Below are 15,669 nucleotides of genomic sequence, written 5' to 3' on the forward strand. Positions count from 1 at the left end.
CATGTTGCGGTGCACATAGGAGAATGCATCATGGATACGCTTCAACAATCGACATCCCTCGCCAAGGCACTCCCAACCCGCCGCTTGGGTCGCACCGATATGGAGATCACCCGTGTCGGTTTTGGCGCCTGGGCGATCGGCGGAGCCGATTGGGCCGTCGGGTGGGGCTCTCAAGACGATCGCGAGTCGATCGCTGCAATCCGCCATGCGGTGGAACGCGGTATCAACTGGATCGACACGGCGGCTATTTACGGACTCGGCCACTCGGAAGAGGTCGTGCGGCAAGCGCTCGCCGAGATCCCGGCCAATGAACGGCCATACATTTTCACCAAGTGCGGCCTCATCTGGGACGAAAACGATCGCCAAGCGCTGCCCCGCCAAGTCGGCGCGCCCGCAAGTATCCGCCGCGAGGTGGAAGCCTCGCTGAAGCGGCTCGGGGGTGAGCGCATCGATCTCTACCAGATGCACTGGCCGGCGGAAGATGGCACGCCGCTTGAAGTGTACTGGCAAACGCTCCTCGACCTGAAGAAGGAGGGCAAGGTGCGTGCCGTCGGCCTTTCCAACCACGGTGCCGCGCAGTTGGAAACGGCCGAAAGCCTGGGTCATGTCGACACGCTGCAGCCGCCTTTTTCTGCAATCCGTCGCGATATCGCCCAGGCGGAGTTGCCCTGGCGCCACGCTCATGAGACCGGCGTCATTGTCTATAGCCCCATGCAATCCGGCCTCCTCACCGGCGGCTTCTCCGTCGAGCGCGCCCAAGCCCTGCCGAAAGACGACTGGCGATCCCGCAACGCCGAATTCTCCGGCGAAAAGCTCACCCGCAACCTGGCGTTCGCCGATGCCTTAAAACCGATCGCCGAGCGTCACAGCACGAGCGTTGCCGCGGCTGCGATCGCCTGGACGCTGGCCTGGCCGGGGATGACGGGTGCGATCGTCGGCGCCCGCAGCCCGGCTCAGGTGGACGGCTGGCTCGACGCCGCAACCCTCGAATTGACAGGGTGGGATTTGGCTGAGATCGCTGCCGCCATCGAAGCCACCGGCACCGGTTCGGGCCCGTCGCAGCCCAGAGCGTGATTGCGCCGATGACAATGATCGAGTCACGTAGTCAGACGCGGCTCCTCGGCTTACCGGGGAGCCTGCGCCTTGGCTCCTACTCCCTTGCCGTTCTCCGAGGTCTGCAGCCGGCGCTGGGTCCGGCGGTTGATCTCCAAATCGGCGATCTGCGGCTGCCTCTTTACGACGAGGACCAAGATGGACCGTCGACACCGAAGACAGTGCAGGCGTTCAGACAAGCCGTTGCGGAAAGTGACGGGGTCGTGATCGCGACGCCGGAGTACAATCACGGCATCCCAGGTGTCCTCAAGAACGCGCTTGACTGGGCGTCGAGGCCTCTCGGTCGGTCGGCGTTGACCGGCAAAGCAGTGCTCGTCATCTCTGTATCGCCGGCCTTTACCGGCGGCGTTCGTGCTCAGGCACAGGCCAACGAGACACTGCTCGCCATCCAGTCACGCCCGTTCTCGGTCCGCAGGTCGTCATCGGCAAGGTCGCCGACAAGATCAGGGATGGACAATTGACCGACGAGTTCAGCCTGCGCTTCGCCTTGTCGGCGATCGATCGCCTGATCGCCCTTTGCCCAGCTGTTCATCAGACCGGGCATGCGCACCAGTCGTTGAGCTGAGGTTGGGATAGTTTCCAAAAGTGCACTCACGATGGCAACCGCGCGAGGATGGAGCACGTTCCAACAGGAACCGTATACCGCAAGAGTTCAGGCCCAAGAGATCCCCAGCCAACCCGAGCGTCTGGATCGGGCGGATCGGCACAAGTGAGAAACGCGCGCCTCGCGACCGCATCGAAAGGAGAACATCATGGACGTCGGCTTCATCGGACTGGGGCACATGGGTGCCGCAATGGCCACGAACATTCTTGAGGCAGGGCATGCCATGACCGTCTACAACCGGACGCCTGGCAAGGACGAGGTCCTGGTCCGCAAGGGTGCGCGTTCGGCGGCCAAACTTTCAGAGGCCTGCCGCGGCGAGGCTGTCGTCACCATGCTGGCAGATGATCACGCGGTCGAAAGCGTGGTCTATGGCGATGGCGGTTTGCTCGCGACCCTTCGCACAGGAGCGACGCACATCTCCTTCAGCACGATCAGCGTCGCTCTGTCGGAGCGCCTCGCGGCCGATCATGCCGCGGCTGGCCAGCGCCTCGTCGCAGCGCCGGTGTTCGGCCGGCCCGAGGTGGCGGCTGCCGGCAAACTGTTCGTCGTCGCGGCCGGAGCGCCGGACGCCATCGCCGCCGTTCAACCGATTTTCGACGCCGTGGGCCAGAAGACCTTCGTCGTCTCCGAGACGCCGAAAGCCGCCAACCTGGTAAAGCTTAGCGGCAACTTCCTGATCGCCTCGGTGATCGAATCGCTGGGCGAAGCCCTCGCGCTGGTCAGCAAGGGCGGTGTCGACAAGGAACAGTATCTCGATATTCTGACGTCGACCTTGTTCACGGCCCCCGTCTACAAGACCTATGGTGCGCTGATCGTGGAGGGCAAATTCGAGCCTGCCGGCTTCGCCGCGCCGTTGGGTCAGAAAGATATCCGGCTGACGCTGGCAGCAGCCGAGGACCTGCGCGTGCCGCTGCCGCTGGCAAACCTCCTGCGTGACCGCTTCCTCTCCCTGCTCGCCCATGGCGGCGAAAAGCTCGACTGGTCGGCGCTCGGTTCGCTTGCAGCGAGAGATGCTGGGGAGGCAGTAAACTGAGCAACTGCGATCCCGCGCCAGCATTGGCAGACTGGACCAGTGCCGGTTCATGCGAAGCGCCTTGAAGGCAGCCTTCCGATTGATTTCATTGGATGCGAGTGACCGGCTGCCGGTCGTTCTCTTTCCATCGACGTGCTCGTCGCCAGCGTGCGTCGATCTCAGGATGCTGTGCGCCTTCGACGGCTGCTTAAGAACTCCATGATGCCGTGTGCGCTCATCGGCGGGCTCAGCGCATATGCGAGGTTCTCCTTGATTCGATGGGCATGTCACTGCCTGACTTTATCGGGGATGCCAAGGCGAAAGTCGCCGCCAAACTCATCGCCGCCGCTGCCGATGACGTCGCTAAGGCGGTCCTGGGAGATGTCGACGCTCACAAGAACGCCTGGGCCGCCAAGAGCAACGAGGAGCGCATCACGCTCAGCCAGTCGGCGGCCGTTTGGGCAATCCGCCAGGCGGCCATCGGGTGAACTGTCCATCGTGCGCTTCCCAAGCGTTGGTCGTGGATGAGCCCGTCACTGCGCCGACACAAAAACTCGAGGACGGCGAGATCACCGAGACGCAGGAATATCTGCCCAATCGCTTCGAGTGCATCGCCTGCGGCTTGAAGATCAACAGCTTTTCGCGCCTCGCTGCGGTTGGCCTGGGCGAGCGCTACAAGAAAACTCAAGTCTATGACGCAGCGGAATATTATGCGCCGCAGGACAACTATGAAGGCTATGAGGATGACAACAACGAACGTTGATCCTGCGGAAAAGTGCGCAGGGCAGGGGCATGACCCATGCTGGACTGATCGCTTCCGCTGGGCGCGAGCCCTCATTCGACGGGGTTCCATTGCTCGACCGTGATAGCAGTGCATTCGGCAAAAAGTAGATCGAGAATGCGGCCGAGCAGACTGGCGACGCCGGTAGCCAGACATGACTTTCGCGCATTTCAGATTCGAGAAAGTCCTTGACTCTTGACGCCTATTACCGGACTTTCGCGCATCTGAAATGCGAGAAAGTCCGTGCCCATACTGCTGGTTGGAGAGACAATAGACAAGAGACGTGCGCATGCGCTAGCGGCGGTAGGGGAACTCGTCCCGCTCGTCCGCGGTGTTTATGCACGATCAGGCGACGACGTTGAGCAAGCAGTTTTAGGCCACGCCGTGCGCATCGCGCGCTACCTCTATCCTACTGCCTATCTATCGTCGGCCTCTGCCCAACTTCTTGCTCCCACACCTGACGGCCGCCTGTTCGTTAGCGGTCGGCGCAACCAACGAACCCGGCTACGGATGCTCGAAATAATCCAGAATGATGCGCCCCCCCATCCTTCGACTGCCTCTGCGGTGGTAGGGGACGATCTCGGCGAGTTGCGAGTTGACGTTTCCTCGCCGCGCCAACGCTTCCTGGAAGCGTTCCGCTTGCGGAGCGAGCATGCCAGCGCCATCACCGAACCGATGCGCGCAGAGATGGCGGCAAGACTCATAGAGGAACATGGCTCGCCACAGGTGGCCGCTGACGCGGTCTGGGCGTTGGCTCGCGAGAACGGATGGTACCGCGAAGGGGAGGGCGCTGAGCGTTATCTGATTGCGCGCCCGGCGGCGCCCAAGGGCTCCGTTAACAAGGCAGCACTGGATCTCCTTGTGGCATGGCATGGGGATCCCCTCGGTCGTCTAATCCACGATGGATTCGAGTGGCGCTGGAAGCCTGTGAGGCGCAGCGGTCCGCCACTCGTTCGACAGACTGCACCAGGCAAGCTGCCGGCTTTCATCGAGTCGCTCCTCCCAGAAGGATGGCTCGCGCAAGTGCTCCATCAGCGGGATGAACGCGAAGCGCTGCGACGCGGCAAGCGCTACATGTCAAATATCGCGGTCGTCGAGAGCCAAGCCGAGCTTAACGTCCTGCCGCGAGACGAACTCGACACCAAACTTGCCGCGTTCACCGACGATGGGCGCTTCACTGGTCGATACGTCGGCCCGTCGCGAGGCGAGATCGAGGGGACGTTCGAGCACAACTTGGCCCAGCTGTTTGCGCGCGCGGAAACGCCGAGATTATCGGGTGTCCAGATCAAGGCGCCGATGGATTTGGCATCGGACGGCGCCCTGCTGCCCGCGATCGATCTACCATTCACTCACATCCTTAAGCCGGCCGGAACCGCGGGCTTCGAAATGCTGCCGGTCGTCGAATGGCTTTGTCTTGAACTTGGTCGCGCAGCGGGCTTCGAGGTTCCGGCCGCCGCGCTCATCGACATGCCGGATGGGATGTTACCTGCATTGGTCGTCGAGCGATTCGACGTGCGACGCGGGCCCGATGATCGACGCTTCCTAGCGCTCGAGGACTTCTGTTCGGTTCTCGATCTGCCGGCCTCAGCCAAATACGACGGCACGATCGAACGCATGGCGCGGGGTTTGCGGCCGCTTTCGACCGACCCTGCCGCCGATATCGAGACCTTGTTCCGCCGGGCGTTTTTCGCGTGGCTGATCGCCGACGGGGATATGCATCTCAAGAACCTGGCGCTCCTCAAGATTGCAGAGCTTGGCTCTAAGCGGTTCGAGACTGTCCGGTTCGCACCCCTTTACGACGCCGTGACGACCCGCGTCTTTCCGGGGCTTGGTGGCGATCGTATGGCGCTGAAGCTCAATGGTAAGGACGACCGGCTTACACGGCAGGACTTCCTAACTCTCGCGCGCACGATCGAACTGCCGGTCGCGCGAGCGGAAGAAGCGATAGGTTCGATTGCCGCCGCCCTGCGCGAAGCAGCGCCTACGCTCGCTCTGCCGTCCTTTACCGGACGGGCCGACGCTGCTCAAAAGGTCGCGGAGCGAGTGAAGGCGATCGTGAGTGATCGTATCAAGGCGTTTCCATGACCGGCAGCGCGATCAAGATCTATGTCGGCGTCACCGATCTGGATTGGTTCGAATTTCTGTCGCGCCGCCAGGACGTTTACGAGGTGAACGGGCTCGCGATCAACACCGGGCCCAGGCATCGAACGGAGGACGGCCATGAAACATTATATCGGTCTCGAAGTGTCCATGAAAGAGACGGCGCTCTGCGCCAAGCCGCATGACCACCACCATGGCCGTCCCTTTTTGCAGAACTTGACGCACACAACTACGGAGCGCGGCCCTGCCGCGCCGAGGAAGGACGGGGAGACCGATTTTCGCCTTGCAGGGGAGAGGGGGCAGAGCCGTCTTTCCCCCTCTTTCATGAATAATCCTGGCCCGTCTGCGGGGCGCGCCCTGTGGAAACAGGCGCGGCGCCGTCGGTCAGGACAGCTGGTTCCTTATACGGGCTGTTATTCTTGCTAATTCATCGCGACAGAGAATGCCCGAGCTGATCAGCTTCATACCCGCGGTGGGTGCGCTTCGGCGGATCCACGGCTTCCAAGTTCGTATCCGTCAGTGGCGCGGGCCATGGGTTAGTGGCGACGCAGGCTGAGCCTACGCCCAACCCACGTGATCCGATTTTGCGAGCTTTAGAAACAGGTCGAACCAAAGCCGATACTCGGGTCCACCTCGATCGCCAAGCGTCTCGAACGCACAATATGCGACCGACGTCGTTGTGCCTTTGCCGTATTTGTCGATCGCAGCGTCAATCGCCTCTCCCTCGGCCAAGAACTCCCATCGTCTAATGACGCTGTCGTGATTCCTAACGGTCACCTCCTCAAACCTGTCCACGGAAAGTTAATGCTTGGGCTGTTCTGCGTCACCCCTGCTTTTCGAGAGGTCACGCCAATCGTGATGAAGGCCATCAGTAGAACATCAAGGTCGCGATCAAACTGATCAGCGCGACTGAAGTGGCGGGTGGTGTGGTTGTGGGCAAATTGGGGCGGGAATTTGGAAGCTGCAGCGGGTCGGGTGGTCGGGTCCACTCGTCGCTTTCTCATTCTCCCGTAATTCGCTGTTCTGTGAATGCTTCTTCGAGGTTTGCGGCGCAGCGCCGACGCTTGTTAGCCGGGTGCGCGAACAATCAACTCAATCGATTGTCGGTGCGAAGAAGAGACTTCAGACAGCTTCTATGGGAGATTCTTGATCTTTCGCCAAATAAACCGAACAAGACTGGTCTTTTCAACTCCCCTGAACATCGGGCTCGCCGACTATGCACGACACCACACCGGCGACTATAATTCCGAAATTAGACGAACATCATGCGACGATCGCACCGATAACGATCAGAACAAGGCCGCCGATCAGCATTGGCAACAGACTGTTGTCCGGCTCGATACTAGACTCAAACTGCTTTGTTATCAGCTTATCGCTCTTCTTTGGTTCAGCCATGGCTCGTCTCCGTGCGAGAAAAATCGGCATGTGTCCGGTAAGGGGTAACGCCTGGGTAGGTGACTGTGACGGCTGTCTGCTCCGTCCTCAAATTGCTCCGGCCACGAGATGGTGCGGCTCTTGATCCTTCGCGGCGCAATATTTTGTCTCCGATCGTAGAGAGATGTCGACCTTACTCGCCGCTTTGCGCCACGCCGGAAACTTGGAGTGGTGACGGCTTGCCGAGGAAATCCTGAGGCATCAGCGTGACGTCAGCCAGCGTGTAGCGGTCAAGGGTGCTCTGGAAGGAGGCGATCGCTTCGCCAAACATGCTTGAAAGCTTGCAGGAGCCGGTGAGAACACATTGGTTTCCCGTGGCGAAGCACTCCACAACCGCGAAATCCGGCTCGGTCAGCCGTATGACATCGCCGATTCGGATCATCTCGGGCCGGAGCCCCAGTCGCTGACGACGAAAAACCTGTCGCGGTTCGGGGCGCGGCGGCTGTTCGAGCGGCTGCAAAAATTCGAGGCGGTGCGCGAACTATCCGGGCGCTCCTCGTTCCGGCTCTATGGACTGTAGCGATGGCAGGTCCGTCCGCCCGCCGAAAGCAAAATGATCAGCCGGCATTGCTCGACACCGAGCTCGAGCATTTGCCGCCGGAGCTGCGCTGGCGCGAATGGATGGGCCGGGTCGAGGCGGTGATCTTTGCGGCAAGGCGCGGGTCGTCGGCAAAAGCTGCAACCTTGATTTTTTGATCGACGACATCCGGGAAGAGTTGCGCGGCCGGCCCTATGAACTGGTGTCGGTCGCCGGCGGCTGGCAGCACCGGACCAGAAAAGTCTATGCCGAGGCAATTCGCGGTGCATTTGGCAGAGCCACCGGGCAGGGTACGGATGGCGGGCCGGGGTCAAAACCCCTGTCGCAGTCGGAGGCGCTGGTGCTGATGTGCATCGCTTATTTCCAGCCGATCACCCGGGCCGAGCTGTCGAGCTTTTTTGGCAAGGAGGTCAGTCGCGACCTGATCGGGACGGTGCGCTCCCAAGACCTCATCGCCTCGGGTCCGCGCAGCCCCACTCAGGGCGCGCCCTATAGTTATGTCACGACCAAGGCGTTTCTGGCCGAGTTCGGCTTCGACACACTGCGACTTGCCGGACATGGAAAAGCTCGAGGATGCCGGGCTGCTGAGCAAGGACAAGCTTCTCGCCGACTTGCCTGGCGCCATCAGGGACAGATCCGACGCCCTGGACGATTCCGGAATAGCCCAGAGCGTATGCCGAAAAGTTGTGACCCATGCGCAGTCGGACGGAGCAGCAGTCTCCGTATGTACACATTTGCGCCGGCGGGTGGCTATGCCCGCTTCAAGGATCTGTTGGAGCACAGGGGCGCCGTTGATCGATGGTACGACTTCGAGCAAAAAGCCACGGAAGAAGCGTTGAAGACCTGGTGCGCGGATCACGACATCGAGGTCAGCGGCTGAAGTTGAGGTATCAAGCGTCTGCTGTCGTTCCGATGACACCCCCAGGGACCTGTAGGGTCGAGATTGGGGAGCGGTCGCGCTGCTTGCGCTGTCACATGGCAAGCTGAACAGGCTACGGAATGATTTCATGCATTTCACGCCGAAAGGCTGGTCGATCGAACGTGCGGGCCTTCCGCGCATCTGTCCCGATGTCGTGGGCGTGATCGAAATGATTGCCGCTGATCCGTGGCCCTTCCGGCATATGCATGGGAGGGACCGGGATCGGCTCGCTGCGCTCCTCGGCGAATTGCGAATGACCCTGCAAGCGTTGGGCAACGCAGATCAGCCCGCATAGGAAGCACACGTCACACGATCCGAGGGGCTTCCGCACCGGGTTAACGAAGCCCCTTGCCAGTCACTTGGTATTTCGCGGCAAAGGCGCGGCGGCTCGCCGACATCAACACCAGCCTCCCTGTGCGCGCGCATTCTCGGCAAGATCGCCAGCGGCATTGACCCTCGCGCGTCGACGCGCAAGCCGGACGGCGATGCTGTTGAGGTTGATTTGCCCTCGATTGCGAACCCCACGCTGCGCATTGCCTGGGAACGCTACCGCGACGGGCATATGAAGAACAAAGGCCGAAGCGATGGGACGATCAACAACTATCATGATCACATCGAGCGGCTATTGGCCGATTGGCTTGACGAGCCGCTTTCCAAACTCGGCAACGATCCTTCCCACCGCGCTGGGGCTTTCGGATCTCGAGGAATGGTTCACCCAACTCGCGGCATTGAAGAACTGTTCAGCGGGAACTCCATCTGTTCATGCTGCTGTCAGGCCCTCGCCCTGAAGCAATTAGGAAGGCGCGGGTCGAGCATGTCGATTTTCGCGCCCGCGTTCTCCACATACCCAGGCCGAAGGGTGGTGAGGTCAAGGCATTCGACATACCGCTTTCGCGAGCCATGATCCGCTGCCTGGTTCGAGTGATGCGTATTGGTCGGGCCCTCTATTGCGAGCAATCGCGTGAATGGCTGTTCCCCGCCGAGAGCGAAAGCGGTCACATCATTGAGCACAAGGAAAAGCGCAGCGATCTGTCGAAATGGGGGAATGACCTGCGGCAGACGTTCCGCACAATCGCCCAGGCCGCGGGCGTTGCGGAGCTTGATGTGCACCTTCTGATGAACCACTCGATCCCAGGCGTTAATGCAGGCTACATCACCCGCAACAAGCTGCTGAGCGATCACCTGCGCCAGCAGCAGGAAGCCATCTCGCTTCGGATGCTCGAGGCCGGGCGCTCGCGAAGGAAAGAAACGAAATCGCTTGCTGGCTTGTGGCCTGCACTTCCCAGCAGGCGCATACTTTCTAACCTAATGAGCGGCAAGGATTAGCGGCTTCAAACGTGTTCGGGGTTCGAGTCGGGAGAGGGATACCGCCAATACAGTGCTGTGACCGAGTTCGTTTGCTGACGGGGCTTCTTAATCAGCGCAAATAAGTCCGACTCCGAACTCCGCAACCAGTTTCAGCATAAATCACTAATAGTCGCGATCTGATCAAAGCCCCGCCGGAAAAAACGGCAAGGCCTTTTCCACGGCAGGTTTGGCGAAGCGCGGAAGGGCACTCTGCCGCCCAGAGTAACCGGCCTGCACGGTGAAGACGAGAAGGACACTCTTTCAAGCGCGGAGTTCGAATCCTCCCTCACCACCATAAGTCATTGTTTACATCATAAAAATACAAGAATAGGTTGGCGCCCGCCATAAAGCCCGCCTACCGAAAACGGCTCATTCGCGGCACGTCAGCTTACGACACAAATATGCGGGGTTGATGGTTCGACCTGGTAGATGGCAGAGATCAACTTCGGCCTCGCTAAGCGAAGTCGTGGGGTTCATGCGACAGCGGAATCAGGATACGCGACGAGCACCCCGTGCCGGCGGTCAACCTCGCCGTCGGCAAGTACCGATCGGTGCGGAACCAAGCGGATTCACGCTTGTCGGCAGCGGACGCCGGCGGTGGCGATCAGCACCCGAGCAGGCTCCTCATTAGCAAGACAAACGTCCAGAGCGGAGGCCAAGCTTGGCGCGCGACTGCGCCATCCTGAACGACCGCTCTCCTCGGCTTAGTCAAGCATACCTGCGGAATGATGCGCCTGGCCGGTGACAAATGAATCTCTGCTGGACCGGCGATGATATGGGGAGGCGCTCGCAAATCGCGCCCCACGCGCGGGTTGATCGGTTGATCAACATCAAAGCTTGAATATGAGAAATGCGCTAACTGTGACGGCGGTGGTCACCGTGGCTCGTGTGTCAGCAGATGTGGTAAGGTTGAGTGTCGGCGAGTGGCAGAGGTCCAGCAACAATGACTTTGAGACGAACCAGAGCTTACGGCGCATCCGGCTTGGTTCTAGCGGTTTGCACTGTGTTTGCTTGGCAGAACGCCACTGCCGCTCAAAATTGCGACGCAGCCGCGACGCCTGGCGTCAATTGGCACGAGTGTGACAAGAAGCTTCTCATCCTAGAAGGACAGGACCTGAGCGGGGCGAACCTGTTCGGTGTTGATTTCACTTCGACCGACCTCAGGAACAGCAATCTCGTTGCCGCAAATCTTGAGAAGGCAACGCTTGTGCGTGCTTCCCTGGCCGACTCGACCGCCAAAGGCGCCCGGTTCGACAGAATCGAGGCCTACAGGACCGACTTCAGCCGTATGGACGCGCAGGGCGCTGTGTTTGCGAGCGCGGAAATACAGCGCTCGAATTTCCAGGACGCCAATCTGACCAATGTTGATTTCACAAAGGCAGAATTGGGGCGTGCGCAGTTCCATGACGCCGATATCAGCGGCAGCCGCTTCTCGTTTGCCAATCTCGCACGGGCGGACTTCCGGGGAGCGACGTTCACCGCGCCGATAGACTTTGACCGCGCCTTTTTCTTTCTGACCCGTATCGAGGGCGTCGACCTTTCCAATTCGGTGGGTCTGTCCCAGTGGCAGCTCAACATGGCTTGCGGAGACGCCCGGACCGAGTTGCCTTCTGGCTTGACGAGGCCTGAAGATTGGCCCTGTCAATTCCAGCAGGAATAGTTGTCGGCAAGCGAACTGTGCAATGCTGCACCCGACAGGATTTGAACCTGTAACTTCTGCCTTCGGAGAATGGATAGTGATTTCCGCCGAAACTATCCGATTCTATCCGAATGCGCGCTATGTCACTGAAATCACAAAAGAACTTTGAAATCAACCAGCACCGACGGTACGACGGAGCGGCTCAAACCCTCCCCCCGGTGCTTACGCATTGCTTACGCGGGGATTCTGTCGAGGAGACGCCCAAGCATGGCGAAGCTGACCAAACGAACCGTCGATGCCACCGAGATCAGGTCCTCGGACTATGTGATAGGGGACGAAGAACTGCCGGGTTTCGGCTTGCGCGTGTTCGCTTCGGGCAAACGCAGCTACGTTCTGCAGTATCGCGCCGCTGGCCGCTCACGTCGCTTCACCATCGGTCTGCACGGAGTTTGGACTCCTGAGGAAGCCAGGCGGGAGGCGAAAGTCCTGCTCGGTCAGGTCGCAAGGGGCGGCAACCCCGCCGAGGAGCGCAAGCTCGATCGCGAGGCGATCACCGTCAAAGAACTCTGCACCCGTTACCTCGAAGATCTCAGGAACGGGCTCGTGCTCGGAAAAAAGGGGCGGCCAAAGAAGGCCACGACAATCTCCACCGATGTCGGGCGCGTTGAGCGCCACATCGTCCCGCTGCTCGGCAGTCGACGGTAAGGGACTTGGCCAAGTCCGACATTACGCAAGCCATGAAGGACATCAGGGCGGGCAAGACACGCGCGAACGTGAAGACGGACAAGCTGCGTGGGCGCGCAATCGTGCGCGGTGGTACGGCGGCCCGAACGATAGGACACTTCGGCGGCATTCTCACCTATGCGGTCGAACTCGGCATCATCGAGCAGAATTCCGTACATGGCGTTCGCAAGCCGAAGGACAGGATAAACGCCCGCCGTCTCAGCGAGCAGGAGTATCGCACGCTCGGCGATATTCTGAAGAAGGCCATAAAGGACGGGCAGTACGAAACCACTGCGGAAATGATCCGGGTGATCGCCCTGACGGGCTGCCGACGCAGCGAGGTGATCAGCCTGCGTTGCGGCGAGGTCGATATCGGGGGCAGTTGCCTGCGCCTCGCCGACAGCAAGGAGGGGGCGTCAGTGCGTCCGATCGGTCTGCCGGTCCTGGAATACCTGGAGGGTCGCCGCAACGAGGAGCAAGGTGCTGAAGACTATGTTTTTCCCGGATGGAGGGATGACATGCCATTCGGGGCCTTCCCCAGGCACTGGACGAAGCTGCTCGAGAAGACCGACCTGGCCGGCATCACGCCACATGTTCTGCGGCACGGCTCGCCAGCATCGCCAACGACCTTGGGTTCACCGAGGCAACGATCGCCGCCTTGGTCGGTCATTCCCGAGGAACGGTGACCAGCCGCTACATTCACACCGTGGACACCGCGCTCATCATGGCAGCCGACAGCATCGCCGGCTACATTCAGGGCCTGCTGGACGGCGTTGCGTTCACTCACACCGCCTATGCGCTGGATCGGGATTCCAGGAAATCGGCGCTTGCTCACTTCCTGGGGCAGACGAAGGGCACAGAGCACAAGGCGGACCACGCTGCTGCCTGATCAGACCAATCTGACAATGGCCGCTGTGCCGTCATTCCCCTTGGCTACCCCGCGCCCACCCCGCTCTTTTCGGAAAAGGTGAACTCCTGCGTGTCCAACAAGCCGTAACATCCGCGAGATTCTATGCGATCTCGTGCGCGCGGAGCTTGCCGCAAACAAGGACAGGAAGCTCCCCGATGTCGTGCCGAACGAACTGATCGTCCAGTTCGTCGTGGGTGCCTTTCTGTCGGTGCTGATCTGGTGGCTCGACGGCGGCGCCAAATTGCCGCCGCAACAAGTCGACCAGATCTTCCGGCGTCTGGCCACCGAGGGCGTCCCGTCGGCTTAGATATCAGGCCGAAGAACTGTGAAGCAGTCAGTTGCACTGCCGGCGTTGCCAATTCACCAACCACCGGCTTTGTTCGACGCATGTCCTTGAGGTCGCGATACACCGCCGTGAGGTCTGTCGACCAACGCCTCCGATACGTGGCTTGCGGCCGTCAGACGGCCGTCGGCGTGGACAGCAGCCACAGCCCGAAAACCGTATATCCGACCATAAAAACGGTCAGCGGAAATTGGCTGAGCGCCGCGCGGCGGCGCGCCGGATGCAAACGGAACGCCAGCCCATGCGCGACCAGAACGGCAAGTATATGGCCGCCGATGATCGCCGCCGCCTGAAAGTTCCAGATGATCCACGCTGCATCGGAGCCCATGATCACTCCCGCCCCGACATTCATGTGCGCCGTGCCGAATAGGTTCCATCCCCGATCAAACGGATCCGAAATAGCGACGAGCGCATTCTGGCCGTTCACCAGGAGGGCCGTCAGATAGTGGGAAAAATGATAGGCGAGCGCGATCGGGACGATCGACCAGACAAGGAGCCCGACCGCTTTTCCGAAAGAGATGCTCCCGGCCAACCGCTCACCGACAAACACTGCGGCGAAGAACACGGCGACAAGTGCGATAAACATCAGCACAAGACCGGCGCTGTTGATTCCGACTAATGCCGAGCGCCCCGGAAATTCGAGCGGATTGACACCATTCGCGCCCAGCCAAGAGAAGGTCTTCGACAGACCGTCGAAGGACACCGAGCTCAACGTCAGCAACAGAAAGAGCATACCGCTCGCCGGTAAGGCTTGCGCGCTCCACAATTTCGCTCCAGGCCAGCAGAGTGAGAGGGCGCGCCCCCCGCTTGGGTGGTCCGGCGTCGTTTCGACGATGGCGAAGCGTGACACCATGCGGAAGAACGCGGACAGAAACTCGCCGCGCCGGCTCCAGCCTTCGTAGCCGAAGATGATCATGCAGACGAAGGTCGAGAGCCAGTAGGCCATGAGAGCGAACGCAAGCCGCGCCGGATCTTCGGGCGCCGGATAGATCAGCTCGAACCAGGCGAAGCTTGCAAACAAAATCAACGCCGGCCAGTAAGCCAGTCCTTGTGGCATTGTGCGATCGCGGAATGCCGGGAAGACGCTGGAGAAAATGCGCCACGGCCCGTACCACGGGTTTGTCCACGACCAAACATTGCCGAATACGCCCTGAAGCAATGTCAGTCCGACCCAGACCAGCGTCCACACCGTTAGCGGAAGTGGATTCGACAGCGGATCTCGGCTGCCGAGAATTCCCGCCGCCACGAGTATGGCGAGAACCACGAAGGCGAGCGTGCTGATCCAAATGCGCGCGGCGTCGCCGAATTGACCAATTGGCAGGCGGGATGCCGAAATGCGTTCGAGCAGCCTGGCCGGGAGGACAGCCAGAACCAGAAAACTCGCAGCTACGGCCACCGCCCCGCCCACGACATAATATCCGGTCGGCAGGAGCATGACATAGCCGCGCTCGGAAGCATGGGCAAAGGCTGGGGTTGTGAAATGCGGCACGAGGGCAGCAGCTGATAATGCGATGCCCAACGCTCTCGCAGAGATGCTTTTATGTTCGCTGTCCGCCGCCATCCATCCGTCTTGCCACATGGCATTTGCGAAGGAAAGCGGACTACTGCTCGCGCAAGTGGAGGTGCCAAAGTGGGTGCCCGACTTCGTGCTAGCCCCCAAGCCCGCTTGGTGAACAGGCCATATGATGCAGCTACGACTTCGAGTCGAGAGTTGCGTTGTGGACGACGTTCTCGTCCTCTGCCGTCTGCTGCAATACGTGGCAGCTGTGCCTGCGCCGGCCGGCGGCGCATTATCTTCGAAACAGGACCGGAGCGCCCACCGCCAGGATCGTCGACGTGCAGAAGTTGTGGGCCGAACATCTACCAATGGCCGGAACTCGCGGCGCTGTCGATCCTGTTTCGCGAACGCCTGGTGTATTCCTTCGAGAGTCGGCCGCGCTTCTTCGACATTATCTCGCGCAGCATCGAAGGCGTCGCCGGCCTGATCCTGGGCCGGCGTCGCGGTCTGGCAGGTCGCTGCGCGCTGACCAGGCCCCGGATGGATTTCTGATTTGCGTCTGTCCATCCGGCCGGCGCATGGGCTGGCGGGAGAGGTTCGCTAGTTCAGGATCTGGGCAAGGAACAGTTTGCTGCGCCGGTGACGCGGATGCGAGAAGAATTCCGAGGGCGTGTTCATCTCAACGATCTCGCCCTGGTCCATGAAGAC

General features: G+C 60.6%; 15 protein-coding genes and 4 pseudogenes. 14 read left to right on the forward strand and 5 right to left on the reverse strand.

The features are described 5' to 3' along the window. Positions 1 to 30 precede the first annotated feature (30 nt). The 7 genes from NKI47_RS27320 (at position 31) to NKI47_RS27350 (ending at position 5,795) form a co-directional block, all read left to right on the forward strand. On the forward strand, positions 31 to 1,074 hold the full coding sequence (locus NKI47_RS27320; RefSeq protein WP_352594256.1) for an aldo/keto reductase: 1,044 nt from the start codon (positions 31 to 33) through the stop codon (positions 1,072 to 1,074). A gap of 8 nt (positions 1,075 to 1,082) precedes the next feature. Beyond that, positions 1,083 to 1,574: an NADPH-dependent FMN reductase gene (locus NKI47_RS27325; protein WP_352594257.1), complete on the forward strand. Its 492-nt coding sequence runs from the start codon at positions 1,083 to 1,085 to the stop codon at positions 1,572 to 1,574. A gap of 291 nt (positions 1,575 to 1,865) precedes the next feature. After that, positions 1,866 to 2,750: an NAD(P)-dependent oxidoreductase gene (locus NKI47_RS27330; RefSeq protein WP_352594258.1), complete on the forward strand. Its 885-nt coding sequence runs from the start codon at positions 1,866 to 1,868 to the stop codon at positions 2,748 to 2,750. Positions 2,751 to 3,013: 263 nt separating this feature from the next. Further along, positions 3,014 to 3,217, forward strand: coding sequence for a hypothetical protein (locus NKI47_RS27335; RefSeq protein WP_352594259.1), 204 nt, complete (start codon positions 3,014 to 3,016; stop codon positions 3,215 to 3,217). Between the two features lie 32 nt (positions 3,218 to 3,249). After that, a complete protein-coding gene (locus NKI47_RS27340) occupies positions 3,250 to 3,492 on the forward strand; it encodes a hypothetical protein (RefSeq protein ID WP_352594260.1) in 243 nt (80 codons plus the stop codon). Positions 3,493 to 3,753: 261 nt separating this feature from the next. Further along, positions 3,754 to 5,595, forward strand: coding sequence for a HipA domain-containing protein (locus tag NKI47_RS27345; protein ID WP_352594261.1), 1,842 nt, complete (start codon positions 3,754 to 3,756; stop codon positions 5,593 to 5,595). After that, entirely contained in the window at positions 5,592 to 5,795 is a 204-nt protein-coding gene (locus tag NKI47_RS27350; RefSeq protein WP_352594262.1) for a hypothetical protein, read from the forward strand. Before NKI47_RS27345 ends, NKI47_RS27350 begins: the two co-directional genes overlap by 4 nt. A gap of 373 nt (positions 5,796 to 6,168) precedes the next feature. On the opposite strand, the gene NKI47_RS35225 is transcribed toward NKI47_RS27350, so the two are convergent. From NKI47_RS35225 to NKI47_RS27360, 3 genes are all read right to left on the reverse strand, one after another. Next, positions 6,169 to 6,405: a Y4oE-related protein gene (locus NKI47_RS35225; RefSeq protein WP_502898083.1), complete on the reverse strand. Its 237-nt coding sequence runs from the start codon at positions 6,403 to 6,405 to the stop codon at positions 6,169 to 6,171. A 468-nt stretch (positions 6,406 to 6,873) separates the two neighbouring features. Further along, complete coding sequence (locus NKI47_RS27355; RefSeq protein ID WP_352594263.1) at positions 6,874 to 7,005, reverse strand: hypothetical protein; 132 nt, start codon at positions 7,003 to 7,005, stop codon at positions 6,874 to 6,876. Between the two features lie 172 nt (positions 7,006 to 7,177). Further along, a complete protein-coding gene (locus NKI47_RS27360; RefSeq protein ID WP_352594264.1) occupies positions 7,178 to 7,426 on the reverse strand; it encodes an RrF2 family transcriptional regulator in 249 nt (82 codons plus the stop codon). A gap of 18 nt (positions 7,427 to 7,444) precedes the next feature. Here NKI47_RS27360 and NKI47_RS27365 point away from each other — a divergent pair. The 7 genes and pseudogenes from NKI47_RS27365 to NKI47_RS27395 all read left to right on the forward strand — a co-directional run. Beyond that, positions 7,445 to 7,564, forward strand: a pseudogene (locus NKI47_RS27365) (DUF1403 family protein); the annotation flags it as partial. A 2-nt stretch (positions 7,565 to 7,566) separates the two neighbouring features. Then, a pseudogene (gene scpB / locus NKI47_RS27370) lies at positions 7,567 to 8,223 on the forward strand (SMC-Scp complex subunit ScpB); the annotation flags it as partial. 366 nt (positions 8,224 to 8,589) lie between these two features. Beyond that, on the forward strand, positions 8,590 to 8,796 hold the full coding sequence (locus NKI47_RS27375; RefSeq protein WP_352594265.1) for a hypothetical protein: 207 nt from the start codon (positions 8,590 to 8,592) through the stop codon (positions 8,794 to 8,796). 467 nt (positions 8,797 to 9,263) lie between these two features. Then, complete coding sequence (locus NKI47_RS27380) at positions 9,264 to 9,827, forward strand: site-specific integrase (protein ID WP_352594266.1); 564 nt, start codon at positions 9,264 to 9,266, stop codon at positions 9,825 to 9,827. A 964-nt stretch (positions 9,828 to 10,791) separates the two neighbouring features. Then, on the forward strand, positions 10,792 to 11,508 hold the full coding sequence (locus tag NKI47_RS27385; RefSeq protein ID WP_352466279.1) for a pentapeptide repeat-containing protein: 717 nt from the start codon (positions 10,792 to 10,794) through the stop codon (positions 11,506 to 11,508). Positions 11,509 to 11,754: 246 nt separating this feature from the next. After that, positions 11,755 to 13,099 (forward strand): annotated as a pseudogene (locus NKI47_RS27390) (tyrosine-type recombinase/integrase). Between the two features lie 118 nt (positions 13,100 to 13,217). After that, positions 13,218 to 13,427 carry a TetR-like C-terminal domain-containing protein gene (locus NKI47_RS27395; protein WP_352594271.1) on the forward strand — a complete coding sequence of 70 codons (210 nt, stop codon included), beginning with the start codon at positions 13,218 to 13,220 and terminating at the stop codon, positions 13,425 to 13,427. 151 nt (positions 13,428 to 13,578) lie between these two features. Here the strand turns inward: NKI47_RS27395 and NKI47_RS27400 are convergent, their stop codons facing one another. Both NKI47_RS27400 and NKI47_RS27405 read right to left on the reverse strand, forming a co-directional pair. Further along, complete coding sequence (locus tag NKI47_RS27400; RefSeq protein WP_352594267.1) at positions 13,579 to 15,024, reverse strand: hypothetical protein; 1,446 nt, start codon at positions 15,022 to 15,024, stop codon at positions 13,579 to 13,581. A 537-nt stretch (positions 15,025 to 15,561) separates the two neighbouring features. Then, positions 15,562 to 15,669 (reverse strand): annotated as a pseudogene (locus NKI47_RS27405) (amino acid ABC transporter ATP-binding protein); the annotation flags it as partial.

This window comes from Mesorhizobium sp. M0633 (assembly GCF_040320645.1).
Taxonomy (GTDB): Bacteria; Pseudomonadota; Alphaproteobacteria; order Rhizobiales; family Rhizobiaceae; genus Mesorhizobium.

Excerpts from the sequence above, each read along its gene's own strand:
- NKI47_RS27320 (WP_352594256.1), top strand. The coding sequence starts at position 31 with ATGGATACGCTTCAACAATCGACATCCCTCGCCAAGGCACTCCCAACC.
- NKI47_RS27325 (WP_352594257.1), top strand. The coding sequence starts at position 1,083 with ATGACAATGATCGAGTCACGTAGTCAGACGCGGCTCCTCGGCTTACCG.
- NKI47_RS27330 (WP_352594258.1), top strand. The coding sequence starts at position 1,866 with ATGGACGTCGGCTTCATCGGACTGGGGCACATGGGTGCCGCAATGGCC.
- NKI47_RS27335 (WP_352594259.1), top strand. The coding sequence starts at position 3,014 with ATGTCACTGCCTGACTTTATCGGGGATGCCAAGGCGAAAGTCGCCGCC.
- NKI47_RS27350 (WP_352594262.1), top strand. The coding sequence starts at position 5,592 with ATGACCGGCAGCGCGATCAAGATCTATGTCGGCGTCACCGATCTGGAT.
- NKI47_RS27355 (WP_352594263.1), bottom strand. The coding sequence starts at position 7,005 with ATGGCTGAACCAAAGAAGAGCGATAAGCTGATAACAAAGCAGTTTGAG.
- NKI47_RS27360 (WP_352594264.1), bottom strand. The coding sequence starts at position 7,426 with ATGATCCGAATCGGCGATGTCATACGGCTGACCGAGCCGGATTTCGCG.
- NKI47_RS27375 (WP_352594265.1), top strand. The coding sequence starts at position 8,590 with ATGCATTTCACGCCGAAAGGCTGGTCGATCGAACGTGCGGGCCTTCCG.
- NKI47_RS27380 (WP_352594266.1), top strand. The coding sequence starts at position 9,264 with ATGCTGCTGTCAGGCCCTCGCCCTGAAGCAATTAGGAAGGCGCGGGTC.
- NKI47_RS27385 (WP_352466279.1), top strand. The coding sequence starts at position 10,792 with ATGACTTTGAGACGAACCAGAGCTTACGGCGCATCCGGCTTGGTTCTA.
- NKI47_RS27400 (WP_352594267.1), bottom strand. The coding sequence starts at position 15,024 with ATGGCGGCGGACAGCGAACATAAAAGCATCTCTGCGAGAGCGTTGGGC.